The 25,212-nt window shown below is 57.2% G+C and carries 22 protein-coding genes; 7 read left to right on the forward strand and 15 right to left on the reverse strand.

Annotation, left to right across the window (positions count from 1 at the left end; genetic code table 11):
• Positions 1–18: 18 nt before the first annotated feature.
• From gspF to gspC, 4 genes are read right to left on the reverse strand one after another with little or no spacing between them, the layout of a single operon-like run.
• Positions 19–1,239 (reverse strand): type II secretion system inner membrane protein GspF, encoded by a 1,221-nt coding sequence (gspF, locus tag Q0796_RS04525; RefSeq protein WP_298440627.1) that lies wholly within the window; start codon positions 1,237–1,239, stop codon positions 19–21.
• 3 nt (positions 1,240–1,242) lie between these two features.
• A complete protein-coding gene (gene gspE, locus Q0796_RS04530; RefSeq protein WP_298440629.1) occupies positions 1,243–2,766 on the reverse strand; it encodes a type II secretion system ATPase GspE in 1,524 nt (507 codons plus the stop codon).
• Entirely contained in the window at positions 2,759–4,921 is a 2,163-nt protein-coding gene (gspD, locus tag Q0796_RS04535; RefSeq protein ID WP_298440631.1) for a type II secretion system secretin GspD, read from the reverse strand. Before gspD ends, gspE begins: the two co-directional genes overlap by 8 nt.
• A 24-nt stretch (positions 4,922–4,945) precedes the next feature.
• Positions 4,946–5,866, reverse strand: a complete 921-nt coding sequence (gspC, locus tag Q0796_RS04540; RefSeq protein ID WP_298440632.1) for a type II secretion system protein GspC — start codon at positions 5,864–5,866, stop codon at positions 4,946–4,948.
• 208 nt (positions 5,867–6,074) lie between these two features.
• Here gspC and hslR point away from each other — a divergent pair, with 208 nt between their 5' ends.
• The 3 genes from hslR to Q0796_RS04555 all read left to right on the forward strand — a co-directional run bounded on the left by hslR (position 6,075) and on the right by Q0796_RS04555 (position 9,170).
• Positions 6,075–6,491 carry a ribosome-associated heat shock protein Hsp15 gene (gene hslR, locus Q0796_RS04545; RefSeq protein WP_298440633.1) on the forward strand — a complete coding sequence of 139 codons (417 nt, stop codon included), beginning with the start codon at positions 6,075–6,077 and terminating at the stop codon, positions 6,489–6,491.
• The gene (gene hslO / locus Q0796_RS04550) at positions 6,488–7,351 is read left to right on the forward strand and encodes an Hsp33 family molecular chaperone HslO (RefSeq protein WP_298440634.1); all 864 of its coding nucleotides are present in this window, start codon (positions 6,488–6,490) and stop codon (positions 7,349–7,351) included. Before hslR ends, hslO begins: the two co-directional genes overlap by 4 nt.
• A 289-nt stretch (positions 7,352–7,640) precedes the next feature.
• Positions 7,641–9,170: a phosphoenolpyruvate carboxykinase gene (locus tag Q0796_RS04555; RefSeq protein ID WP_298440635.1), complete on the forward strand. Its 1,530-nt coding sequence runs from the start codon at positions 7,641–7,643 to the stop codon at positions 9,168–9,170.
• An 11-nt stretch (positions 9,171–9,181) separates the two neighbouring features.
• Here the strand turns inward: Q0796_RS04555 and envZ are convergent, their stop codons facing one another.
• From envZ to greB, 3 genes are all read right to left on the reverse strand, one after another.
• Positions 9,182–10,507 (reverse strand): two-component system sensor histidine kinase EnvZ, encoded by a 1,326-nt coding sequence (envZ, locus tag Q0796_RS04560; RefSeq protein WP_298440636.1) that lies wholly within the window; start codon positions 10,505–10,507, stop codon positions 9,182–9,184.
• On the reverse strand, positions 10,507–11,229 hold the full coding sequence (gene ompR, locus Q0796_RS04565) for a two-component system response regulator OmpR (RefSeq protein WP_298440637.1): 723 nt from the start codon (positions 11,227–11,229) through the stop codon (positions 10,507–10,509). Before ompR ends, envZ begins: the two co-directional genes overlap by 1 nt.
• Before the next feature lie 86 nt (positions 11,230–11,315).
• Positions 11,316–11,801 carry a transcription elongation factor GreB gene (gene greB, locus Q0796_RS04570; RefSeq protein WP_298440638.1) on the reverse strand — a complete coding sequence of 162 codons (486 nt, stop codon included), beginning with the start codon at positions 11,799–11,801 and terminating at the stop codon, positions 11,316–11,318.
• A 110-nt stretch (positions 11,802–11,911) separates the two neighbouring features.
• Between greB and Q0796_RS04575 the strand changes: the two genes are divergently transcribed.
• Entirely contained in the window at positions 11,912–14,239 is a 2,328-nt protein-coding gene (locus tag Q0796_RS04575) for a Tex family protein (RefSeq protein ID WP_298440640.1), read from the forward strand.
• A gap of 12 nt (positions 14,240–14,251) precedes the next feature.
• Here the strand turns inward: Q0796_RS04575 and Q0796_RS04580 are convergent, their stop codons facing one another.
• A complete protein-coding gene (locus tag Q0796_RS04580; protein WP_298440642.1) occupies positions 14,252–14,707 on the reverse strand; it encodes a hypothetical protein in 456 nt (151 codons plus the stop codon).
• 68 nt (positions 14,708–14,775) lie between these two features.
• Positions 14,776–15,567, reverse strand: coding sequence for a pimeloyl-ACP methyl ester esterase BioH (gene bioH / locus Q0796_RS04585; protein WP_298440643.1), 792 nt, complete (start codon positions 15,565–15,567; stop codon positions 14,776–14,778).
• Here bioH and Q0796_RS04590 point away from each other — a divergent pair.
• On the forward strand, positions 15,566–16,300 hold the full coding sequence (locus tag Q0796_RS04590) for a ComF family protein (RefSeq protein ID WP_298440644.1): 735 nt from the start codon (positions 15,566–15,568) through the stop codon (positions 16,298–16,300). The two genes, bioH and Q0796_RS04590, sit on opposite strands and share 2 nt — an antisense overlap.
• Here the strand turns inward: Q0796_RS04590 and Q0796_RS04595 are convergent.
• Positions 16,297–18,780, reverse strand: coding sequence for a M14 family zinc carboxypeptidase (locus Q0796_RS04595; protein ID WP_298440645.1), 2,484 nt, complete (start codon positions 18,778–18,780; stop codon positions 16,297–16,299). The genes Q0796_RS04590 and Q0796_RS04595 overlap by 4 nt on opposite strands.
• 225 nt (positions 18,781–19,005) lie before the next feature.
• On the opposite strand from Q0796_RS04595, the gene nfuA reads away from it, so the two are divergent.
• Positions 19,006–19,584, forward strand: a complete 579-nt coding sequence (gene nfuA, locus Q0796_RS04600; RefSeq protein ID WP_298440646.1) for a Fe-S biogenesis protein NfuA — start codon at positions 19,006–19,008, stop codon at positions 19,582–19,584.
• A gap of 76 nt (positions 19,585–19,660) precedes the next feature.
• Here the strand turns inward: nfuA and Q0796_RS04605 are convergent, their stop codons facing one another.
• A complete protein-coding gene (locus tag Q0796_RS04605) occupies positions 19,661–20,995 on the reverse strand; it encodes an MATE family efflux transporter (protein WP_298440648.1) in 1,335 nt (444 codons plus the stop codon).
• Between the two features lie 19 nt (positions 20,996–21,014).
• Here Q0796_RS04605 and Q0796_RS04610 point away from each other — a divergent pair, with 19 nt between their 5' ends.
• Positions 21,015–22,067: a polysaccharide deacetylase family protein gene (locus Q0796_RS04610; protein WP_298440650.1), complete on the forward strand. Its 1,053-nt coding sequence runs from the start codon at positions 21,015–21,017 to the stop codon at positions 22,065–22,067.
• 77 nt (positions 22,068–22,144) lie between these two features.
• Here the strand turns inward: Q0796_RS04610 and Q0796_RS04615 are convergent, their stop codons facing one another.
• Genes Q0796_RS04615 through Q0796_RS04630 form a run of 4 tightly spaced genes read right to left on the reverse strand, consistent with a single transcriptional unit; the run spans position 22,145 to position 25,201 of the window.
• A complete protein-coding gene (locus Q0796_RS04615; protein ID WP_298440652.1) occupies positions 22,145–22,786 on the reverse strand; it encodes an SCO family protein in 642 nt (213 codons plus the stop codon).
• Complete coding sequence (gene cyoE, locus Q0796_RS04620) at positions 22,783–23,682, reverse strand: heme o synthase (RefSeq protein WP_298440654.1); 900 nt, start codon at positions 23,680–23,682, stop codon at positions 22,783–22,785. Before cyoE ends, Q0796_RS04615 begins: the two co-directional genes overlap by 4 nt.
• The gene (locus tag Q0796_RS04625) at positions 23,675–24,688 is read right to left on the reverse strand and encodes a COX15/CtaA family protein (protein ID WP_298440657.1); all 1,014 of its coding nucleotides are present in this window, start codon (positions 24,686–24,688) and stop codon (positions 23,675–23,677) included. The genes cyoE and Q0796_RS04625 overlap by 8 nt, the downstream gene beginning before the upstream one ends.
• Before the next feature lie 9 nt (positions 24,689–24,697).
• Complete coding sequence (locus Q0796_RS04630) at positions 24,698–25,201, reverse strand: hypothetical protein (RefSeq protein WP_298440659.1); 504 nt, start codon at positions 25,199–25,201, stop codon at positions 24,698–24,700.
• Positions 25,202–25,212 lie beyond the last annotated feature (11 nt).

Genomic DNA, 25,212 nt, shown 5'->3' on the forward strand with positions numbered 1-25,212 from the left:
TCCTTAAAACTTCTTGAATTAAATCATGGTGTTTAGTGCCAACATCGGCTGCAAAATAGCAATAACAATGAACATCACAATGCCCGCCATTATCACCACAATCAGCGGTTGTAGCACCGCAAGGGCTACGGTCAGCAACCCTTCGAATTCGCGATCTTGGTTATCCGCCGCCCGCCCCAACATGCTATCGAGCTCGCCGGATTTCTCGCCAGAGGCGATCATGTGCAGCATCATCGGCGGAAACAGCTTGGTTTGTTCTAACGAGCCCCGCAGCGAAGCACCTTCACGTACTTTGGCTGTGGCGTCGGACACCGCGTGTTTAACCCGCAAGTTCAGCAATACGTCGGACGCGATTTTCATCGCTTCGAGCATCGGCACGCCCGATGACGTCAGGGTGCTTAGGGTACGGGCAAAGCGGGCGGTGTTCAGGCCGCGGGAGATTTTGCCGATCAGCGGCAGCTTCAACAGCATTTCGTGCCAACGCATCTTAAACGCCGGTTTTCGCAGCCCCTGCTGAAACAGCACCAACGCCAACACCAACACCGCTAATAGGTAGAGGCCGTAATTGAACAAAAATTCAGAGGTGTCGATCAAAAACTGGGTGGTGGCGGGCAAAGCTTGGCCCATGTGTTCGAACTGCGACACCACTTTGGGCACCACGGCGGTCAGCAAGTAGATCACCACCGAGATGGCCACAATGGTTAGGATCACCGGATACACCAGCGCCTGAGTCATCTTCGAGTTCAGCTCTTGGCGGCTTTCGGTGTAATCGGCCAAGCGTTCGAGTACCACCTCAAGGTGGCCCGACTTTTCGCCCGAAGCAACCATCGCCACAAACAGTTCATCAAAGATCTGCGGAAACTCCGCCATGGATTCGGCCAAGCTGTAGCCTTCCACCACCTTGGCCCGAACCGCCATCAGCATCCCTTTTAGCCGCGGCAGTTCATTTTGCTCGGCCACCGCTTTTAAACACTCTTCCAGCGGCAGGCCACCAGCCACTAACGTCGCCAACTGGCGAGTGATCAGCGCCAGTGCGGTGGCACTGATCTTGGGTTTAAACAGGGTGAAACCGGGCGATGCCGCGGTTTTTTGCTCACGCTTAGCGGCTTCGGTCAGCTCTAACGGCATCAACTTTTGCTCGCGCAGCTGGGCTCGAGCTTGCTTGGCGCTGTCGGCTTCAATCACCCCTTTGACTTGCTTGCCTTTGGGGTTCAGCGCCTGATATTCGAACGCGGCCATCGGTTACTCCTCCCGCGTTACTCGCATCACTTCTTCCAAGGTGGTGGCACCGGCCAACACCTTGTTAAAACCATCTTCTCGGATCGATGGCGTGGTGGTGCGAAGGTATTTTTCAATCGCTAATTCGCCGCGACCACTGTGGATCAATTCGCGGATCTCATCGTCCACTTCCAGCAATTCATGGATGCCAGTACGGCCCTTATAGCCCCCTTGATTACAGCTGTCGCAGCCGTGGGGTTTATATAACGTCACCTGTTCGTGGCTGGCACGGCTCAGCAGTTCCAGCTCACGGGCATTGGCTTGGTAAGGCACCTTGCACTCTGGGCATAGGGTTCGCACCAAACGCTGTGCCAACACCCCCAGCAACGAGGATGACACCAAGAACGGTTCCACCCCCATGTCTTGCAAACGGGTTACTGCGCCAGAGGCGGTGTTGGTGTGCAACGTCGACATCACCAAGTGGCCGGTTAACGAGGCTTGCACCCCGATCTGGCCGGTTTCTAAATCACGAATTTCACCCACCATCACCACATCGGGATCCTGACGCAAAATGGCGCGCAGACCTCGGGCGAAGGTCATGTCGACCTTGGTGTTCACTTGGGTTTGGCCGATCCCTTCCAGTTCGTACTCGATCGGATCTTCCACGGTCAGAATGTTGCGATCGCGGCTGTTGATCTCGGTAAGGCCAGCGTACAAGGTGGTGGATTTACCCGAGCCGGTTGGCCCCGTCACCAGCAAGATGCCGTGAGGACGGCGGATCAGCACGTTAAAGCGGTCACGGATCGGCGCCGACATCCCCAGTTGTTCCAGGTTCAGCACCGATTGGTTCTTATCCAGCAAACGCATTACCACCCGCTCGCCACGGGAAGAGGGCATGGTCGACACCCGTACATCCACGGCACGGCCGCCGATCCGCAACGAGATCCGGCCATCTTGCGGAACGCGCTTTTCGGCAATGTCCATTTTCGACATCACCTTAATGCGCGACACCAACAGGCTGGCAATTTTGCGTTGCTGCTTCAGCACTTCACGCAAGACGCCATCCACCCGAAAACGCACCACCAGCTCTTTCTCGTAGGTTTCAACGTGAATGTCTGAGGCACCCAGTTTGATCGATTCCGACAGCAGCGCGTTGATCAAGCGAATGATCGGCGCGTCGTCGTCGGCATCGAGCAGATCTTCGGTTTCTGGCAGTTCGTCGGCTAACGAGGTTAGGTCGTCATCTTTGCCGATGTCTTCCATCAACTGCTGCGCTTCGGAGGAGTCCTGTTGGTACAGTTCGGTCAGTTGCAGATCGAACTGGCTTTGCTGCAACAGCTGCAGTGGCAGCGATTGCCCAGCAAAGCGGCGGGCTTCCAACAACGCCGCCATGGCAGCGTTAGGGGTATGGCACAGCAGCGGTTGCTCGGGGCGGTCATCAATCATCACCCCAGAGCGGCGGGCAAAGGCGAACGGTAAGCGCAATTTGCTTACGGTCTCGGCCTCAGCCAGTGGCTGGCCATCAACGGTGGTTGGCGCATCACTCATCGCCTTTTCCTGTGTTGATCAAGCCGCTGCTGTCGTTGCTGTTAGAGACATCGTCCACTGCTTTTTTCATCCATTCGGTTTCGTTACGCATTGGCGTATCTAAGCCTTCCCCCGACTGATGACGTTGCAGCAGTTTCATGATCTCTGGGCTCATGCCGTCTGGCACAATCCATTCGTCCATCACGGGTACATCAACGCCCGGCATCAGGTTGATGCCCTCTTCCCGCTGCTTTAATTGTTCGCCACGGAAGAAGTTGTACTTACGGCCAGAGATGGCGCTCATGGTGGCATCGTCGCGGATGATGGTTGGCTTAATGAACACCATCAAGTTGCGCTTGGATTTCTTTGAGGAAGTGGAACGGAAGATGTTGCCGATCCATGGGATGTCTCCCAGAATTGGCACCTTAGACACCGATTCCTGCACGTCTTCATTGAGCAAGCCACCCAGCACCACGGTTTCGCCGGAATCCGCCAATACGGTGGTGGTTAAGGTGCGCTTACCAAAGGTCACGTCGACCGCGGTACGACCGCTGACGTTCGATACCTCTTGTTCAATTTCCAGCTGTACCGCGTTGCCTTCGTTGATTTGTGGGGTCACCTTCAGCTTGATCCCCACCTCTTTACGCTCAACGGTGGTAAATGGGTTGTCGTTGTTGGATCCCGCCGAAGAACCGGTGATCACCGGGATTTCATCACCAACAACAAACGACGCTTCTTGGTTATCCAAGGTGGTGATGCTTGGGGTGGCCAGCACGTTGGAGTTGGAATCTGCGGCAACCGCTTGGATCAAGGCACCAAAATCGCCCATCGCCACGCCCCACGCCATGCCATTCACCTTGGATAAGGCGGCGGCGAGGGTGGTGATGTCGCCATCGGTATCCGGGTTGGTTGTACATGTCTGGTTACCCGAATCGTTGGTGACACAAGAGGTTGCGCCATCTTCGCCACGCGCATCCCACAAGCCAGCGCCAATCTCGCCAATGCTGGTGCCGAAGCTGGAGTTGTACTGCACTAGGCCACCGGCGGTGGTGCCAAACTGCACATCAAAGCCCACTTCGTCGCCTTCGGAGATCTCAACGATGATCGCTTCTACCAACACCTGTGCACGACGAATATCCAACTGGCGAATGACGCTGTCGAGGGTTTGAATTTGATCCGGCTGCGCGTTGATCACCAAGGCGTTGGAATCTTCGTGCGCCATGATGGTGATGCCTTTGCTGGAACGGCTCTTGGCTTGGGCGCCGTCCTCTTTTTCAAGGCTTTCCGCAAAACCGGTCAACACTTCTTGCAGCTCTTTGGCTTTGGCGTACTTCAGGTACACCACCTTGGTGTTGCCAGAGCTTTGCATGTCTTGGTCTAAATCCCGTACCAGTTCAGCGGCACGGGTGCGGGCGCGTTCGTCGCCGCTGATCACCACCGAGTTCGTGCGTTCATCCGCCACCACTTTAGGGGCACTGCCTGCGCCAGCGGCGCCTTGGCTGCCGGCACCGCGGTACAAGGCATCAATGATGCGCACCATTTCTGAGGCGCTGGCGTACTTCAGTCGCACCAGTTCCACCTTGGTGTCGCCCTGCAGATCCACCCGCTTCACGATCTCAACCAGCTTGTTTACCGTGGCGGCGCGGCCGGTGATCATCAACACGTTCGACGGATCGTAGTTCACCACGTTACCGCCACCGGCGTTGTTGTTCAGCTGACGCAGCAACGGCGCCAGCTGCTTCGCTTCAACGTTGTACAGCGGCACAATGCGGGTCACCATCTCGTCGCCAGCACCGGGGTTACGGTCGTCAGCAACACGGATGTTTGCGTCTTTAGAATCTTTATCTTTCAGTACTTTGATGATGTTGTTGCCGGGCATTTCCACCACGGCGTAGCCATACACCTGCAATACCGACAGGAAGAACTGGTAGTACTGATCTTCACTGAGTAAATCGTAACTGCGCACGTTGATTTTGCCGCGCACGGTGGGGTCAACAATGATGGTTTTGTTCAAGTTTTTACCAACGATATTGATAAACTCTTGAATGTCTGTGCCTTTAAAGTTGGCGGCATACTGGGCTGGGGCGGCCGCAACCGCGAAAGCCGAAGCCCCGGCTAACATCCCCGCCAAAATCTGCTTCTTCAACCACGGCAGTCGACGCTGCATTTTGCTCATTGTTATTCCTTCGCCTAGTGCGCTTTATTGGTTTGGCAACGAGAACAGGACTTGGGTCAATTGCCCATCCCGTTCCACCATCACGGATGCTTCAGTCAGTTGTGGCAGTTCACTCATCAGCAGTGCCGCCTGGCCTAAATCCGTTAGATCGTAGCCATTAATTGAAACCGCTAAATCGTTCGGTTTCAAACCCGCTTCAAGAAACAGCTGACGCCCTTTCTTGCCGGGATTAAGTCGGTAACCTTTCATGCCACCGGCTTCGCGATCGCGCACCGGTGAAATACTAATAAAATCGGTCAGTTTGCCCGGATCGCTCAACATCGCTTGGCGAGCTTCCGCCACGGCACCGCTGACGGCGGCATTGTCGCGTACGTCTTTGACCGGGGCTTTACGCAATCGTTGCGTTTCAGAGCTGACTTCGCGGGTGTATTCCACCCCATCCAACATCAGGGTTTCGTACCGGCCCTGATTCAGAATAATGGCACGGTCGGCATACACCTCGTGCAGGCTGGCGTTGGTGCTTTTGATTTTGTCGCCAATGCCGTAGGTCTCTTGGTTGCCACTGCTTTCAATAATGGCGATGCCGCGATCCTCTTGCGACGAGGCCACTAAGCCAGTTAATAGGATCCGCAGGGTGGTTTTCGGGGCATCGTTGATCAGATCGCGCTCTACCGGGGCGGCGGGCTTATTGGCTTTAGGATCGGCTTTGCCGAATAGCTTCAACGCCAACAGCGGTTCAATTGAACCGGAATCAACCTGAGTTTGGCTGTGGCCGCTGGGCTTCCATTTGGGGGCGTTACCGCTGTCTGGTTGCGGTAAGAGCTGCCACGTTATCAAGGCCGCCACATACAAACTGGCGAGGACCAGTACAGCAGTAATGAGTTTAGCTACAGGCGCTTGCGGGAATCGCGATAAAACGCGTTGAAAAGGTGCAATAAAGTCCATGTATAGGGAAGCTTAGCTTTTTGCGCTAGTAAACACCCAGCGTCACTGATAGAGGAATTTCCGTGTCGTTAACTTACGTCATTGCTGACTAACAAACCAGCGTTAACCCACAGCCTGTGAATAGCGTAAAAACAGGGTTTATGCTAACGTCCCCCGCCTTAAGATGCCACGGCACAAACCGTCAATTTCGAGTAAATTTGGGGCATATATGGCTAAAACGTGCACAAATGGAAAGAGTGTTAGCTCAGTTCGACTAGATAAGTGGTTGTGGGCAACACGATTTTACAAAACTCGCGCATTAGCGCAGGAAATGATTAACGGCGGCAAAGTGCACCTAAATGGCCAACGTTGTAAGCCTAGCCGTCAGGTTGAGGTGGGCGCAACCATTACGCTTTGGCAGGGCTTTGACGAAAAAGAAGTGCTGGTGCAGGGCGTATCGGCCAAACGCCTCAGTGCGCCATTGGCGCAAGCGCTCTACCTTGAAACCGAGCAAAGCCACCAACGCCGTGAGCAACGTGCCGAGCAACGACGATTAAAGGCCGACGCCGATCACACTGCCGGCAGACCAGACAAAAAGCAGCGACGCCAATTGCTGCGGATCAAACACCAGGATACTAACTCATGAAACACACTGACCTGCTGCAGCGTTACCTGTTCGACAAAGCGGACGTACGCGGTGAACTGGTGCAGCTAGAAGCAAGCTACCAACAGATCCTTGCCAACCACGACTACCCAGCCGTGGTGCAGCGGTTGCTGGGCGAACTGCAAGCGGCCACCGCCATGCTAACCGCCACCTTAAAATTTGAAGGCGAGATTGCCGTGCAGATGCAGGGCGATGGCCCGCTGAGCTTGGCGGTTATTAACGGTAACCATAATCACGTAATGCGTGGCATTGCCCGCTTTACAGGCGAAGTGCCAGAGGGCGATCTGCAGGCGCAGTTGGGCAAAGGTCACTTGGTGATCACCATTACCCCAACCGACGGCGAACGCTACCAAGGCATTGTGGCGCTGGATAAGCCAACCTTGGCCGCCAACATTGAGCAATACTTTGCCCAATCCGAGCAGCTGAACACCCGCTTGTGGCTGCACGCGGATGGCAACAAAGCCGGTGGCATGTTGCTGCAGCAGATGCCGGCGTCGAACGTGATCGCCACGGTGCCGTTTGAGCACTTAGAAGCCCTGACCGACACCATCAAGGCCGATGAACTGTACAGCTTGGCCGCCAACGAGCTGCTGTATCGCCTCTACCACGAAGAGTCGATACAGCTGTTTGCTGCCAGCGACATCAGCTTTGCCTGTGGCTGTTCGCGCCAGCGCAGCTTAGCGGCACTGGCGTCTATCGATAAGGCCGAATTAGAGCAAATTCTGGCTGAGCAAGGCCAGATCAAGATGCACTGCGATTACTGCCACAGCAACTACCACTTTGACGCGGTGGATGTCGCAGGTTTGGGCCAAACCCAAGCCAGCAGTGACACCCGCCACTGAGCTGCAAGCAACCAGTAATGCATTGATAACAAGCTGCCTTTGGGCAGCTTTTTTTCGCGCTACTGTTTGAGCCTTACGACTAATATTTTCGTTACACTTGTGATAATGATTAAGCATTACCATTCTGATGGTCGTTCCGAGGGGCGCGACGCAGGCGTTAGAGTGGCCACTGCCGCCAACCATTCTGACGAGCTGAACTGCGCATCAGCCCGTTATCGCTTGGCGAATCTGCAGGACACACTAAGAGCCAATCATGGCCATCACGCATCCAAGGACCGAGGAACACGCTATGTCAGCAATCTGGCAGGATCTGAGCAGCGCCGAGCTGATCGAAGCCGCCATCGCCCGTAATGAAGGTCAACTGGCCAGCAACGGCGCCCTAGTAGTACAAACCGGTTCCCGTACCGGCCGCTCCCCCAAAGATCGCTTTATCGTTGAGGAAGCCAGCAGCCGTGATCACATCGACTGGGGCAAGGTCAACCAACCCTTTTCAGCAGAGAAGTTTTCTGCCTTATGGCAACGGGTTGATGAGTATTTAAACGAACGCGATCATTACCGCTCACAACTGCAAGTGGGTGCCGATGAAGCCCATTACCTGCCTTTAGATGTCCGCACCGAAACCGCTTGGCAGCAGCTGTTTGCCCGCAACCTCTTCATCGTGCCGGAACAGCTTAATCCAACCAAAAAGCCGGTCTGGCAGATCCTAAATGCGCCGGGCTTTAGCTGTAAGCCAGAACGTGACGGCACCCACTCCGATGGGGCCGTGATCATCAATTTCGCCGAACAAAAAGTGCTGATCGCCGGCATGCGTTACGCCGGCGAGATGAAAAAAGCGATGTTCTCGGTGCAAAACTACCTGCTGCCCGCGAAAGGCGTGCTGCCGATGCACTGCTCCGCCAACGTGGGCGAACAAGGCGACACCACGTTGTTCTTTGGTTTGTCTGGCACCGGTAAAACCACCCTGTCGGCGGATCCGAAGCGCCACCTGATTGGCGATGATGAACATGGCTGGGCCCCCGGTGGCGTGTTCAACATTGAAGGCGGTTGCTACGCCAAATGCATCGATTTATCGCAGCAGAATGAACCGGTGATCTGGGATGCGATCCGCTCCGGCTGTGTGCTGGAAAACGTGGTGTTGGATGCACAGCGACGCCCAGATTATAACGACGACAGCTTGACTCAGAACAGCCGCGCCGCCTATCCGTTGGAGCACATTGAGCACCGCGTCCTCAGCAACAACGGGGCAGAACCCGCCGCCGTGGTGTTCTTAACCTGCGACGTTTCCGGGGTGTTGCCCCCAGTGGCAAAATTATCGAAACAAGCGGCGGCCTATCATTTCTTATCGGGTTACACCGCGAAGGTGGGCTCGACCGAGATAGGCTCAACCAGCGCCATCGAATCCACCTTCTCGACCTGCTTTGGCGCCCCCTTCTTCCCTCGCCCAGCTGGGGTGTACGCCGAGCTGCTGATGGAGCGCATTGAATCCTTTGGCAGCCAAGTGTACTTGGTCAATACCGGCTGGACCGGCGGCCCCTACGGCGAAGGCAAGCGCTTTGATATTCCCACTACCCGCGCCGTGATCGACGCCATTGTGAGCGGCGAATTGGCGCAGGTGGAAACCCATCATATTGAACAGCTGAATTTGGATGTGCCGCTGCACGTGAACGGCGTTGACAGTGCGCTGCTGAACCCGCGCCAAACTTGGCAAGATGGCAACAAATACGATCAATACGCACAGCAGTTAGCGATGCAGTTTCGCGCCAACTTCGATAAGTATCAGGTCTCTGATGCCATTGTGAACGCGGGGCCGCGCAGCTAAGAGCGCCGCCGTTACAAACCCGCTAAGGGGTGTGGTTGCCGCGGCAGCCACACCCGCACCGCCAAGCCCCCTTCGGCGCGATTTTTCACCTGTACCTGCCCCGATAAGCCTTCAATGATGCGGCTGATGATCGCCAAGCCCAAGCCAGAGCCTGCGCCACCACGCGCTTCATCCCCCTGCTGGAAGGGTTCGAACATCGCATCCAGTTTGGTCGGATCGATGCCTGGGCCATTGTCTTCAATCTCAAACCACACCGACTCGCTGTCGGCCCCGCTGCGTAAGCGGATCCAGCCATTGCCGTAACGCAACGCGTTCTCCAGCAGGTTGCTGAGCACCCGTTTCACCGCCACCGGTGGCAACATGCACGCCTGCACTTCCCCCAGCTCCAGTTCAATGGTGGCGCCACGTACTCCCTCTTGCTGCGCGGTTTCCCGCAGCAGATCGTTCAACGACAGCGGCTGCAGATCTTCGCTTTGGTGGCCACGAATAAACGCAATAAACTGATCGATGATGGCGTTCATGTCGTCAATGTCGTGCTCGATCCCCTCTTTCAGGAAATCGTCTTTCGCATCCATCATCTCGGCCGCTAATCGGATCCGCGTTAACGGCGTTCGCAGATCGTGCGACACCCCAGCCAGCAACACTTGCCGATCGGTCTCGAGCTTCGCCATCGAGCGCGACATCTTATTAAACGCCTGAGTAACCTCTTCCACTTCAATCGAGCCCGACAGTGGGATCGGTTTGGGGAAATGGCCACGGGAAACGGCCAAGGCCGCGCGCTGCAACCGCAGCAACGGCCGCGATTGACGCCGCGCAAACCACCAGCCGCCCAGCACCGATAGGGTGCCGATCCCGCCCAAATAGATGGTCAGCGGCGAAATGGTGGTTTGATCAAAATCGGTCAGTGGGATCCGCAGCCACAGCTGGGGGGCTTGGGGAGGCCGCACCCACACTTGATAGGCGCCGCCCGTGGCTAAGCGCACCTCAGCCGGGCCCCCAAGGTATTCGCTCATTTGATCGGAAAACAGGCTGTAGTAGGTGGCTTGATCCAGCCCTTGCTGCCGCGCTTCCGCCAGCGTGAACGCCTCCATGTAGAGGTTCTCTTCCAGCCGCCCTTGCAAGGCATCTAAAGTGGTCGGGAGGTTGATGTCTAACTGCAGATCACGAAAGGCAAAATCCACCTGACGTGCCATCAGTTCGATGATCTGCTGGGTGGTCGGCTTCACCACATACATGGTGAGCGACCAATAAGAGAGGATCTGGCTGATCAGCAGCAAACAGCCCACCAGCAATACCGTCTGACCAAAGTTACTGCGGGGCAGCCGGGTCCAGCGCATTAGCGTTCAGCGCCGTCGGGCACAAAAACGTAGCCCAAACCCCATACGGTTTGGATGTAACGCGGGTTGGATGGATCGTCTTCAATCAGGCGGCGCAAGCGCGATACTTGCACATCAATGGAGCGTTCCAACGCACTGTAATCGCGGCCACGGGCTTGGTTCATCAACTTATCGCGGCTCATGGGTTCGCGCGGGTTGCTGACCAGCACCTTCAGCACCGCAAATTCCCCCGAGGTCAACGACACCGACTCCCCCGCTTTGGTCATTTCGCGGGTGGCAAGATTCAAACTGTGCTCGCCGAAGCTCACTTCGGTTTCTTGCTGGGCAGGGGCGCCCGGCAGCTCTTGTGGGCGGCGACGCAAAACCGCTTTGATCCGCGCCAGCAATTCACGGGGATTAAACGGCTTGGGCAGGTAATCATCCGCCCCCAATTCCAGCCCAAAGATCCGGTCTGCTTCGTCGCCTTTGGCGGTCAGCATCACAATTGGGATGGGGTTATGTTTCGCCCGCAAGCGTTTACAGATAGACAAGCCATCTTCGCCGGGCAGCATCAGATCCAGCACCAATAGATGGAAGTTTTCCCGCTCTAAATAACGATCCATCTGTTCCGCATTTGCCGCAGCACGCACTTGAAAGCCCTGCTCCACCAAATACCGCTCTAGCAGACCCCGTAGCCGAATGTCGTCATCGACAACCAAAACCTTGGTGGTTTCCTGTTCCATGCTGTGCCCTCACGCAAAATTTTAACGCTTTGATATTAACCGCAATCCGTGTCGCTGCGTACGCTTTGATGTTGCAAACTGTTTCGTTAGTCGTCGAAGGGCTGGTAGCTGATGCGATTGACGTACCAGATCTTGTCGCCCGCGGGGGTAGTAACCACCACTTCGTCGTCCACCTCTTTGCCCACCATCGCTCGCGCTAATGGCGAGTCGATGCTGATCTTGCCTTGGCCGATATTAAACTCATCGGGGCCCACCAATTGGTAATGCTGCACCTCGCCTTGCTCCGATTCCAGCTCCAGCCAGGCGCCAAAATAGGCCTTGCCCTGTTGCCGTGGATCCGGCTCAACCACTCGCAACACCTCCATCCGCTTCGACAAAAAGCGCACTCGCCGATCAATCTCGCGCAGCCGTTTTTTACCGTAGATGTACTCGGCATTTTCACTGCGATCGCCCAAGGCCGCGGCATCAGACACCGCCTGCGTTACCATTGGGCGCTCCTCTTTCCACAAAAATCGCAGCTCTGCTTCGAGGGCGTTCCAACCGGCTTTGGTGATTAAATTGGCTTTTTTCAAAGGGGCTTCACTTGGCTAAGACTGATGACTCGGCAATATAGCAAGCCAACAGCGGCAGCGCGAAGGCTGTGTTATCTTGCCCGCCAGTCGTTTTTTCTTGGGCTTTTGTTATGACCCCCATCGCCACCGCCATCGCTGCTGAACTGCAGGTACAACCGCGCCAAGTCAGCGCTGCCATTGACCTACTGGACGGCGGCGCCACCGTGCCCTTTATCGCCCGCTACCGCAAAGAAGCCACCGACAGTTTAGACGACACCCAACTGCGGGCTTTAGAGCAACGCTTGGGGTATCTGCGCGAGTTAAACGAGCGCCGCCACACCGTGCTGAACAACATCGACGAGCTGGGCAAACTGACCGACCCCCTGCGCCGCGCCATTGCCGCCGCCGACAGCAAAACCGCCTTAGAAGATCTGTACCTGCCGTTTAAATCCAAGCGCCGCACCAAGGGGCAGCAAGCGATTGAGGCTGGCTTAGAGCCGCTGGCACTGCAGCTGCTGGCCGAGCCACCGCACAACCCGCACCAATTGGCGGCACGCCATTGCAACCCACACTACCCCAATGCCGAAGCCGTATTGGCTGGCTGCCAAGCGATCCTTATTGATCACTTTGCCAACCAAGGCGCGGTGGTGGCGCAGCTGCGCCAAGCGCTGCAACAAGGGTGGTTGTGCAGCAAAGCTGGCCGTGGCAAAGCCCGCGACGACAGTAAGTTTCGCGATTATTACCAACACCAAGAACGTTACCGAAACACCCCCTCCCACCGTGCCCTTGCGATGCTGCGGGGCAAGAATTTAGGCGAATTGTCTTTAAGTCTACGGCTGGAAGCGGAAGCCCCAGCCCGCGGGCAGATCAGCCGGGCGGAGCAGTTGCTTGGCGCGCAGCTGGGCATCAAGAACCAAGGCCGCGGCGGCGATCAATGGCTGGCACAAACGGTGCAGCAATGCTGGAAAACCAAATTAGGCCCCAGCCTTGAAAACGAACTGCTTGGCAGCCTGCAAGCCAAGGCCGAAGCCGACGCCATTGGCGTGTTCGCCGCCAACATGGTGGATCTATTGATGGCCGCGCCAGCGGGTGCGCGCCCGACCTTGGCGTTGGATCCCGGTTTACGAACCGGCTGTAAGGTGGCGGTGATCGACGCCACCGGTAAGGTGCTGGCCACCGACACCATCTATCCGCACCAACCGCAAAAACAGTGGGATCGCGCGCTGCACCAGCTGCAACAACTGGTGCGGCGCCATCAGGTTGAATTGATCGCCATTGGCAACGGCACCGCCAGCCGCGAAACCGATAAACTGGCGGCGGAGTTGATCCGCGCAGGCAACCCTTCGCTGACCAAGGTGATGGTGTCGGAAGCTGGTGCCTCGGTTTATTCCGCCTCGGAACTGGCCGCCACTGAATTCCCCCAGATGGACGTCAGCTTGCGCGGCGCGGTCTCCATTGGTCGCCGCTTGCAGGATCCACTGGCTGAGTTGGTAAAAATCGAGCCCAAAGCGATCGGCGTTGGTCAGTATCAGCACGACGTCAACCAAACCCAGCTCGCGCGCAGCTTAGATACGGTGGTGGAAGATTGCGTCAACAAGGTGGGAGTGGACTTGAATAGCGCCTCTGCTCCACTGCTGGCACGAGTGGCGGGCTTAACCCCCACTCTGGCCAACAACATCGTCAGCTACCGCGATGCCAATGGCCGCTTTAACAGCCGCGCCGAACTGAAAAAGGTGCCTCGACTGGGGCCGAAGGCGTTTGAACAGTGCGCTGGGTTCCTGCGGATCCGCGCGGGGCGCAATCCACTGGATGGTTCTGGGGTGCACCCTGAAGCCTACCCCGTGGTTGAACAGATCCGTGCCCACGTAAAGTTGGCCACCACCGAACTGCTGGGCAACAGCGCGGTCTTGCAGCAACTGCAGCCACAGCAATTCATCACCTCGCAGTTTGGGCTGCCCACCATCACCGACATCATCGCCGAGCTGGATAAGCCCGGCCGCGATCCCCGCGGCGAGTTCAGCAACGCGCGCTTTGCCGATGGGGTTGAGCAGATCGCCGATCTGCAGCCGGGCATGATCCTCGAAGGGGTGGTCACCAACGTTACCCACTTCGGCGCCTTTGTTGATGTCGGGGTGAAACAAGATGGCTTGGTGCACATCTCGGCACTGGCGGATCGCTTTGTTGAGGATCCGCGCACCGTGGTAAAAACCGGTGACGTGGTGAAAGTGAAAGTGATGGAAGTCGACATCAACCGCAAACGCATTGCCCTATCCATGAAGCTGCACGACCAGCCCAACGACAGCAGCGCTGCCACCAGCAACCGTACCCCGCCAAGCCCAACCCGCCGCCAGCAGGCTGCAACGTCAGCGCGCCCGGCCGCAGCGGCCAAGGCCAACCGCAGCGATAATTCAACAGGCGGCGCCTTGGCCGATGCGTTTGCTAACGCCAAACGGCGATAAGGTCACTGGGGATCAGGTTGAAGCTAAAAAGCGCGGGGGCCGTTCTGGCTGGCCACTGCTGTTGTAGAGGGTGGCGATGATGCGGCCAAACTGGGCGTATTGGGCATCGCTCAAGCGCTGCGCCGCACTGGCTTCGGGTAAGCCGCCACTTTGGCGGCGCTGTCCGGGGCGCTCGATGGTTGGGTTGGCCTGCGCCAGCAGCGATTTGAGCGATTCTGGGCCGTAGCTGGGCTGTTCCGATTGCGACTGCTGCTGCGCGTCTTCCCCTTGCTGCTGTTGCCCCTGCTGCTTGGCTTCAACGGTGTCGGCTTTATCCCGCTCGGTATCGAGCTCACGCTCTGCCGCCGCTTTGGCCAACGCTTCTGGAGCGGGCAGCGGTTGTCGCAGTTGTTGCTCACGCGCCGCCCCCTCTGTTGCAGGGTTAGTGGTGGCGATGGGCACTTGGGGGAAGTTAGACACCAAGAACATCGCGGATCTCAGATCAGCTGACGATCGCCCAATGCCATCGTCAATTTATTGACGCAATTATTGCCTAATTAGCGTGCTAGGTAAAATTTAACCAATTGCGCGCAGGTTAACTCAAAATGGGAGATAAAGGGCGCGTGCCCCGCTTGCGGGATCAACACCGATTGCGACTGAGGCGCCAATTGATCCACCAACGCCACGCTCGCCCGTGGCACCAAGGCATCGTTGTGGCCATAGATCCGCAGCCACGGCAGCTGCAGTGTTGCCAACTGCGCCCGCAGATCCACCTGTGCCAACATGGTTAAGCCACCGGCCAAAGCCGTTGGGTGGGCTGCGGGCAGTGCCATTACCGCTTGCTTTAATTGGCGCACATCGGCACGACCGGAAACCGATCCCATCCCCTGCAGCGCAAAAAAACCATTGATGGTTTTGCTGCTGTCTTGCTGCAACTGCGTGGCAAAGCCCGCCAACACCGCGGGCGCGATCCCCGGCCAGTCCGGCCGCTGTTCAAAGCACGGCGAGCTGGCCAGTGTGCACAACGACAAGGTGCGCTCTGGCCGTAACAGCGCCATCTGTTGCGCGACGAGGCCGCCCAACGACCACCCCAGCAGATGGCAATCTGGTGGCAATTGCGCCCAGATCGCTGCCGCCAACAGTTCAATGTCATCGCTGCTGGCCAGCGGTGCGGTGCCGCCAAAGCCCGGCAGCTGCGCCACCCCAACCATCAATCCTTGCGCCTGTAGGCTGGGCACCAGTTGCTGCCATACGGCGCCATTCATGCCCCAACCATGCAACAGCAACAACGCTGGCCCTTGGCCATGCCAGTGGATCTCGACCGCCGAGGCCGTTAGGTTGTGGGACATGGGACTCCATCAGATGCTGTGGCAAAAAGTGCTGGCCAGTTTACCCAACCGCTGCCAGTTATGTCAGCAGCCACTGTCACAAGGCAGTGGCCTGTGCCCGTTGTGTTTGGCTGACGCCGATGCTGGGCTGCTCTGCTTGTGTTGCAGTACGCCCCTGACTAACCGCAATTCTGCGGCCCCCAGCAATAACCCATCCCAGCGCTGCGGCAAGTGTCTTAGCCACAAGCGTTGGCGTGTGCTGCAAGTGGCTTACCCCTACCACAATGACGTGGGCCGCTTAGTGGCGCAGCTGAAAGTCACCCAACAGTGGAGCCTGTTGCAACCGCTTTGTCAGCGACTGGCCGAGAAAGTCACCAACCAGCCATTGCCCCATGCCTTAGTGCCGATCCCGATGCACCCAAGCCGCTTACGCCAACGCAGTTGCAACCATGCGCTGTTGATTGCCACCGAATTAGGCCGATTGCTGCAGCTGCCGGTAAGGCCAGAACTGCTGCACAAAGTGCGTGCCACCGATAGCCAACACCGCCTGAACGGCCAGCAACGACGGCAAAATCTGCACGGCAGTTTTGCCTGTGCGGATCTGCCGCGCCAAACCCAGATTGCGCTGGTGGATGACATCGTAACCACCGGCACCACCATGAAAATGGCCGCCAGCGCATTGCAGCGTGGCGGCCATCAAGTCAGCCAATATTGGGCGTTAGCCAGCGCCATGGCACGTCGCCCCAGCCGTTAGCGCAGGTACGGCACCATAAACAGGGTGTTGGCGATCAGCCGTTCGCCCCCCAGCCAAAAGTTACGAAACAGCGGGTTGTCCGCTAACAGTACGTACTGGCCTTGCCCCTGCGGCAATAACTGCACCGCACCTTTCCCTGCCAGCGACTGCTGCAGTTCTGGGGCGATAAAGCCCGACAACAGCGGCTGCTGATGGTATTTGGCCAACTGTCGCCCCTGCTCGGCTTCGATGGCGTAACTGCCTTGCTTGAGCAGCGGCAGCAACGGCGGCAAGCCAAATCCCAACGGATGGCTGTTATCCAGCTGCAGCTGCACAATCGCGCCACCAATGGTACGACGCGCATCTTCGCTGCGGCGCTGAGCAAAGCTCACCGCGTCACCGGCATGGGCAAACTCCGCTTCAAAATCATCCCCATCCAGCAGATCGGCACGGAACAGTTCGCGCTTCAGCAACGCGTTAACGCCACTGCGCCATGCCACTACGGTGCCCCCTTGCTGCACAAAGGCAGCAATCTTGCTGGCGTGCTTTTTGGTGAGATAGCGGTGCTCGCCGCCCAGCACAAACAGGTGGCTGTAGCCATTCAGTGGCGCTAAGCCAATGTCGCTCGAGTCAATCAGGGTCAGTGGCAGTTGCAGCTGCTTATCTAAATAGAACCACAACATGCCCACGTCATACTGACTGGTTCCTTCGCCAGCAATCACCGCCACTTTGGCCGGTGCCGTTGCGTGGTAGCGGCGACCACCGGGATCGAACCCCGCCAACGCTTGGCCTGAGGTGACGGGCTGCGCGCGTAACTGATGGCGATCTTCAAGGGTTTTCAGCGCGGCGGTTAGCCCCGGTTGATTGGCCAGGATCAACAGATCGCCGGGGGCAACTTCAATGTCGCCTCCAGCGCCATCTAGCACACTGAAACTTTCGGCAAAACGCACCCGAAAGCCCTGCTGCAACAATTGCTGCAACGCCGCTGGCGCCATGCGATCGTTCCAGCTGATGTGCCAATGCAGTGCCGGCAGCGCCAGTTGCGAATCCACCAATGGTGGCTGCGCTTGCAGCTGTGCCGGTTTGGTGTCGCCCTGTACGGTTAAGTTAAACGCCAGTTCAGCGGAAAACGCCGACACGTCGTAAAAGGTGTTGTTGGCAAACTCACTGCGCTGATCAAACAGCGCGTTCAGTAAGCGGTATTGAGGTTGGGCAAAGGGGATATACAGATCGCCGGCAGCAAATTGGCGTGATTTCCGTTTTACCGCTTGCGCCAAGTAGGAATACTGCACCTGATGCTGCGCCAAGATCGCGGCGAATGCGGCCAAACGGTTGCGATCCCCTTGGGCTGACACAAACCACCCATCGCCGTTGCGATCCTCCCCTTCTTCCATTGCCTCCCGATAGAACTGCGCTTGATACTGGCGCAGCTGCTCCCGCTCGGCTAAGGCACCGCGCACGGTAGAGAACGACGTCGCCAAATGGTTACGCACCCCGATGCTCAGCGTCAGCTCACCTCGGTCGGTGTCGCGCACTAAGCCACGGGCACTGGCTTGCTCAAATAAAATGCCAACGGCGCCGTTGATGTCTGGGTAGGTTGAGCCTTTGCCGTAATAGAAATCATCAAAAGATTCCCGCGAGAAATAGGGCTGATACAGCTTGTCCAGCGCCGCCGCGTGGTGCTTGCCAATGGCAGCGGTCAGCTGTTGGTTTTCAACCGGCGTTAGCGGGTGGGTGCGATCCGGCACCCCGGGCTGGAAAAAGTAGGAAGACTGGTGGCCCATCTCGTGGTAATCCGACACCACATGCGGCAACCACTGTTGGAAAAAGGCCACTCGACCACGGCTTTCGGGGTGCACCAAATAGAGCCAATCGCGGTTAAGATCCGCAAGATAGTGGTTCACACGGCCACTGGGCCAGCCTTGGCGATGCTCGCGGTGCCAAGTATCGCCACTGGCCACCGCATTGCGGTTGCCGTTAGCCCAGTTAGCAAAACGATCATTGCCATCGGGGTTCTGGCTTGGGGTAATGGCGATCACCGCGTTATCCAGCCACTGGCTAACTTCGTCGCTTTGACTGGCCGCAAGGTAGTAGGCAAACAAGGTGGCCGCATGAAGGCCGCTGGCCTCATCACCGTGGATGCTGTACGCCAGCCAGATCACCACGGGGCCATCCCCGGCTTCGCCTTGCCGAACCTGCGCCCGCTCTGCCAAGATCTGCTCTTTATTGGCGAGGTTTTCAGGGCTACTGAGCAACAACGCCAGCTGCGGACGGCCTTCATGGCTGCGACCAATGTGCTGCAATTGAGCCCGATCGCTTTGCTGCGCCAACTGCGCGAGGTAATGGTGAACTTGATCATAGCGCAGGTGCTGTTGCCCAACCGCTTGGCCGAACGCTTGCTCTGGGGTGGTGATCGTGGGGGTGTAGGTTTGTGTCGGCAGTAAACTGGCCATCACTGGCAGGGTCGCCAGCCACAGTGCCAGCGCCATCAATATTCGCATCGTCATTCCCTGAACGTGATTGCCTCACTGCGCTGCCTCTGGCCCTGCTTGGCATCGGTTAATGGCAGTGAAGTGCTTTGTTGTTATAGCGCCCATCTTATCAATCGAATTGTTCGTTTAGCCAGCGAAGCGTGATCTCGGTAACATCCGCCCACTATAAATCCCAGACCGTCTGGGGTTATCATGCAGTATCCGAGTCGTTTACTCAGGTTTAAGAGAGCCGATATGATCATCATTACCGAGACCGCCCAAGCCCACTTTGTGAAGTTGCTTGAGCAGCAGCCAGAAGGCACCCACATTCGTGTGTTTGTTATCAATCCAGGCACCGCTCAGGCGGAGTGCGGCGTATCTTACTGCCCGCCAGACTCGGTAGAAGCCGACGACACCGAACTGGAATTCAATGGTTTTAACGCCATGATCGACAGCAAAAGCGCGCCTTTCTTAGAAGACGCCAACATCGATTTTGTGACCGATCAACTGGGTAGCCAGCTGACACTGAAAGCGCCCAACGCCAAGATGCGTAAAGTGGAAGACGACGCGCCGCTGAAGGATCGAGTTGAATACATGATCCAATCTCAGGTTAACCCACAGCTGGCTGGCCACGGCGGCTTCATCACCTTGATGGAACTGACCGAAGATGGCATCGCAGTGATCCAGTTTGGCGGCGGCTGTAACGGCTGTTCCATGGTGGACGTAACCTTGAAAGATGGCATCGAAAAGCAGCTGCTGGAACACTTCAGCGGCGAGCTCTCTGCGGTGAAAGACATCACCGAGCACCAAGCAGGCGAGCACTCTTACTTCTAAGATCCCCCGCCAACAAAAAACCGCCCAACGGGGCGGTTTTTTTGTCGCTCAATGTCTGAGCTTGGGATCGGTTCGGTTAATGGCCATCCGCCAGCCACCGCTGTTGATGTTGCCGATACAGATAGTGCGCCGCCAGCGTCAGGCTCCGCAACAGCGCAAAACCGCAAAACGCCAACCACAAGCCGTGATTGCCGTAGCTTTGGCTTAGCCACCATAGGGCAAAGAAGCCCAGCGCCGAGATCAACATGCTATTGCGCATCGCCCGCCCTTTGGCCGCGCCAATGTAGACCCCGTCAAACAGGAAGCAGGTAAAGGCCACCAGTGGGTAAGCCACCAGCCACCCGAGGTAATGCTGCGCTCCAAGTCGCACCGATTCGATGTCGGTCAGCAAGGCGATCAACGACTCTCCCGCCAGCAAGAACCCCACACTGAACAGCAACGCCGTCAGGGCCGACCAGCTCCAGCACAGCCAAATGGCATCGCGCACCCGCCGCTGATCGGCTTTCCCCACCGCCTGCCCCACTTGCGCCTCCGCCGAATAAGCGATGCCATCTAAGGCGTAGGCGATCAGCAAAGTCAGGTTCATCAGCACCGAATTGGCCGCCACAATCGCATCGCCCATTCGTGCCCCTTGCGCCGTAACAAAGGCGATGCACAGCTGCAAACACAACGAGCGTAGGAAGATGTCGCGGTTCAGCGCCAACAGTTTGCCGATGCCCCGCAGGTGCAAGCGTTGCCGCAGCCGCTGTGCGGCTGGGATCTGGCGCCAACTGAGCCACAAGCCCGCGGCTAAGGCGCTGTAATCGGCAATCACCGTGGCCATTGCGGCTCCCGCTACGCCCCACTCAAACCCCACCACCAGCAGCAGATCCAGGCCAATATTGAGGCTATTGGTCAAGATCAGCAGCAGCATGGCTGCCTTCGCTTGTTGCCGCCCCAGTAAGAATCCCAACAACACTAAATTCATCAAGGCCGCCGGTGCCCCCCAGATGCGGATCTGGGCGTACTCAAGCGCGTAATGCTGCACTTCCGCACTGCCACCAATTAAAGCGATGCCCCCCTGCAGCAGCGGTTGCTGCAATAACAACAGCGCCAACGCCAATGCCGCGGCACAGCACAGCCCCTGCCACAGCACCGCAATTTGGTTCGGCCAGTGCTGCTGGCCAAAGCCCTGCGCCACCAAGCCAGTGGTGGCCATACGCAAAAAGCCTAACACCCACCATAAAAGGGTTATAATCATCGCGCCGACGGCCACGCCGCCGAGATAATAGGCCTCACTTAAATGGCCGATGACTGCCGTATCCACCAAGCCCAATAGCGGAGTGGTGATATTGGAGAAGATCATCGGCAGCGCCAACGCCAAGGTGCGTTGGTGCGCTGGCCACTGCCTGAGCACGGCGGGGATGGTCATAACTTATGGATTTCCAACAATGATGAAAAAAGGTTTGGCTTGGCTTGGAATGGCCTTGCTGCTGTTGAGCCTGCCAGCGCGAGCGGTGGTAATTCTACAGTACCACCACGTCAGTAACAGTACTCCAGCTAGCACTTCGGTGACTCCAGCGCAGTTTCAAACGCAGATGACCTACTTAAGCGAACAAGGCTTTAACGTGATCAGCTTAGAAACCGCCTTAACGGCGATCCGCGCGAAACAGGCGTTGCCCGCCAAATCGGTGGCGATCACCTTCGACGATGGCTACCAAAGCATCGCGGCGAATGCACACCCCATTTTGCGTCAGCACGGCTTCCCCTACACCGTGTTTGTTAATGTCGCCCCGATTGAACAGGGCTACCGCAATATCATGGGCTGGGAGACGCTGCGCCAGTTAAGCCGCCAAGGGGCCACCATCGCCAATCACAGCTACCAACACGATCATTTGATCCGCCAGCAAGCTGGCGAAGACGATCTGGCGTGGCAACAGCGGATCCGCACTGACATTGAGCGCACCGAAACGGCGATTACTGAACAAATAGGCCATCACTTAAAGGCGTTGGCCTACCCCTACGGCGAATACAATCCAGCCCTGCAAAACCTGCTGGAGCAACTGGGCTTTGCTGGCATTGGTCAACACAGCGGCGCCGCCGGTCCTTACTCTAATTTAACCGCCATTCCACGCTTTCCCGTTGCTGGGCCATACGCCGATCTCAACACCCTGAAAGTGAAACTGCACAGCCTCAATATGCCGGTGGTGGCGCTTGATGGTGCTGGCTCAGAGCTGATTGAACGGCGCCAACCCAGCCTGACCGTTACCTTAACGGGTACCGATGTGCGTAAGCGCGCCCTGATGTGTTATGTCCAAGGCCAAGGCGCGAAAGCGCCACAATGGCTGGATGACAACACCTTTAGCATTCAAGCGGATCTGCCCTTACCCGCAGGCCGTTCTCGCTACAACTGCACCGCACCCAGTTTGAGCCAGTCCGGTTACTACTGGTTTTCCCAGCCTTGGGTACAAGCCAACAGCGATGGCAGCTGGCCGCAGGAATAACAAACAGGGCGCCGTAATGGCGCCCTGTTGGGGTATTGATGCTGCGTCTGGCAGCGGCGATCCGTTAACCCTGCGGGCTAACTGGCGAAGTGGATGATTAACGGCAACTCGTGCTCTAACTGCGCCATCGACACCGTCCGCACTTGCCCTGGTTCCCCTTGGGGCCGAAAAATCACCTCCAATTGCCCCTGTGGGTTGATCAGCACCATGTCGGCGCTGTGATCCACCAAGTACTCACTGCCGCTGGGGCTATCCACCAAGGCATAGACCAAGCCTAAACTTTGCGTAAAGGGGTGCAGCTGGCTGTGTTCGCCGGTTAACGCGATGAAGTCGTCATTAAAAAAGCGCACGTAATTGCTTAACCGAGTTAGGTTATCCCGCTGCGGATCCACCGAGAGCATGGCGATCTGCAGCGGTTGCGGCCCCTGTTGTATCGACTGCAACTTAGGGTAGAGCCGCGCCAGATCGGCCATGGTGGTTGGGCAAACATCTGGGCACGAGGTATAGCCAACAAACAGCAGGGTCCACTTGCCTTGCAGCTGTTCCATGCCGAACGCTTGATTGCGCTGATCCACCAACTCAACCGCCGCCAGCGCCCGTGGTTGCTGCAACCACAGTGCCGCAACCGCTGGCCGTGGCGGTGTTTGCAACGACCACCACACCCCCGCCCCTAATGCCACAACCGCAGCAAACGCCAACAGCAATACACGTAGATTCATAGCATCAACCCCAAATAATGATCCGCCAGCAACAACACAAACAACGCCAACAAGTGCCAAATAGACAACAAAAACAGCTTCATTGGTGGGTATTGTTGGGGCTGGTATTTCAACTGCCACGCTCGCACTAAAAACCACACGCTCAGCACCGTGGTGCCCGCCAAATAGAGCGCGCCGCTCATGCCGACTAAGACCGGCAGCAAACACGCCAGCGCATACAAAAAGCTGTACAACAGAATCTGAGTTTTGGTGTATTCGGTGCCATGAGTGACCGGCAACATTGGCAAGCCCGCTTTGGCGTAATCCGCTTTACGCGCAATCGCCAGCGCCCAAAAGTGCGGCGGGGTCCAAGCAAAGATGATGATCACCAACAGCAAACCGTAGCCGTGAAAGTCTCCGCTGATGGCGGTCCACCCCAGCAGCGGCGGCATCGCTCCGGCTAAACCACCAATCACAATATTTTGCGGGGTCGCGCGCTTTAAAAAGCCGGTGTAGACCACGGCATAGCCCACCAAGGATCCCAACGTTAACCACGCAGTCAGCGGATTGGTAAACAGCCATAACAGCACAAAGCCCATGCTGCCTAATGCCATGGCAAACAGCAGCGCCTGCAACGCACTGACTCGGCCTTTTGGTAGGGGCCGGTTATGGGTGCGCGCCATGATGTGGTCGATGCGCCGATCCACCAAGTGATTGATGGCCGCCGCCGCCCCAGCCATCATGCCGATGCCCACCAACCCCGCTAATAGCGGTTGCCATGGCACCCAGCCTGGGGTGGATAAACACATGCCAACCAACGCGGTCAGCAGCATCAAGGCCACCACCTTAGGTTTGGTCATTTCGAGGTAATCGCGCCACGGCACCGAGGCCGAGGTTACTGCTATCGCTTTATCCATGTTGCGCTTCTCCCTGCCACAGCCGAACATTACTGGCGATCACCGCCAGCAGTAATAACAGCGCTACGCCGTTGTGTGCCACGGCCACCGCCAATGGCAATCCCCCCAGCACATTGCCGATCCCCAGTGCGATTTGCAGCGTTAACACCACCGCCATCACATTGGCTTCACGCTGGATCCCAACTTGGCGCAAGCGCCACCACAGCAGCAATAAAATGGCCGTGGTAACCAGTGCCCAGATCCGGTGGCTGACGTGAATGGTTAACCGTGCTGGATGATCCAGTACCCCATATTCATAACTGCTTGCTGGGGCCTGCAATGGACTAAAGGCGTCGGTCGGATTTAACTTTGCCAGCCAGTCGCCTTCGCAGATCGGCAACTGGGTACAAGCCAACGAGGCATAATTCGCCGAGGTCCACCCTCCCAATGCAATTTGCGTTACCAACACCACTAACGCAGTGGCAGCCATCGCTTTTAGCCCGGAAGTGATCCCCCGCGGCGACTTGGTCACGTGCGTTGCGCTGCCAATATCTCTCTCGCTGGCCTGAATGGATTGCCCTCTTTGCTGCAACAACCAATACAACAGCAGCGCCGCAATACTGAAGCCCCCCAACAGATGCCCCATCACCACCAGCGGCATAAGGTTTAAGGTGACGGTCCACATCCCCAGCGCGGCCTGAAACACCACCAAGCCCAGCAGGAGATAGGGCACAGCGCTGGCTCCGCGCTGGCGCCAATGCAGCACCGCGATCGCGAGGATCAGCAGCCCTAAACAAGCCGCCACATAACGGTGTACCATCTCGGCCCACGCTTTGGCTGGCTCGATGGCTCGTTCCGGAAAGCGCGCTTGCGCGTCCGCGGCTTGCTCGGCATTAGGAACCGTTAGATAGCCATAACAACCGGGCCAATCTGGGCAACCTAAGCCCGCATCCGTTAACCGAGTAAAGGCCCCCAGTAAGATCACTACTAGGGCAAAGCACAGGCTAAATAAGGTTAATCCTTTCATCGCGCCCCCTTACCCAATCCGTGACAGCTTCAACAGCTTGCGCAGATCCAGCAGCATGTCGCGGCTTTGCCCTTGCTGGTAACCCAGTACCCACTGCCCCCAAGGATCCACCACCACCATGGCATAGGGTGCCAACGCTTGCTGCAGCGGTGGGTTAATCACCTGTCGAAACCGTTCTGGCGCCGTAATGGCCTCGCTGCTGTAAGCGATCGGGATCACCCGCGTATGTTCACGGCCTAAGGCGATGTGCGCTTGGTTAAGTTGCTGCAGGTGCTGTTGGCAGGCGTGGTCGCATTGGTTTGGCACAAAGGTCACTATCTGCCACGTTTGTTCTGCCGGATTGGCAACCCGTAGCTGCTGGTAACTTAAGTCCGACAACAACTGGCCGTGGTTGGTGCTACCACCTTGATACCAGCCCAGTTTCAACACCAAGGCAGCGGCGATCACCGGTAAGGAAAATAAGCCCAGCAACAGCAGCAAGGTACGCTTTGAAGCAGCGGAAGATGAGGACATAGTTACTCCTA

Origin of the sequence: uncultured Ferrimonas sp. (assembly GCF_947489035.1) — a bacterium.
Lineage (GTDB): Bacteria > Pseudomonadota > Gammaproteobacteria > Enterobacterales > Shewanellaceae > Ferrimonas.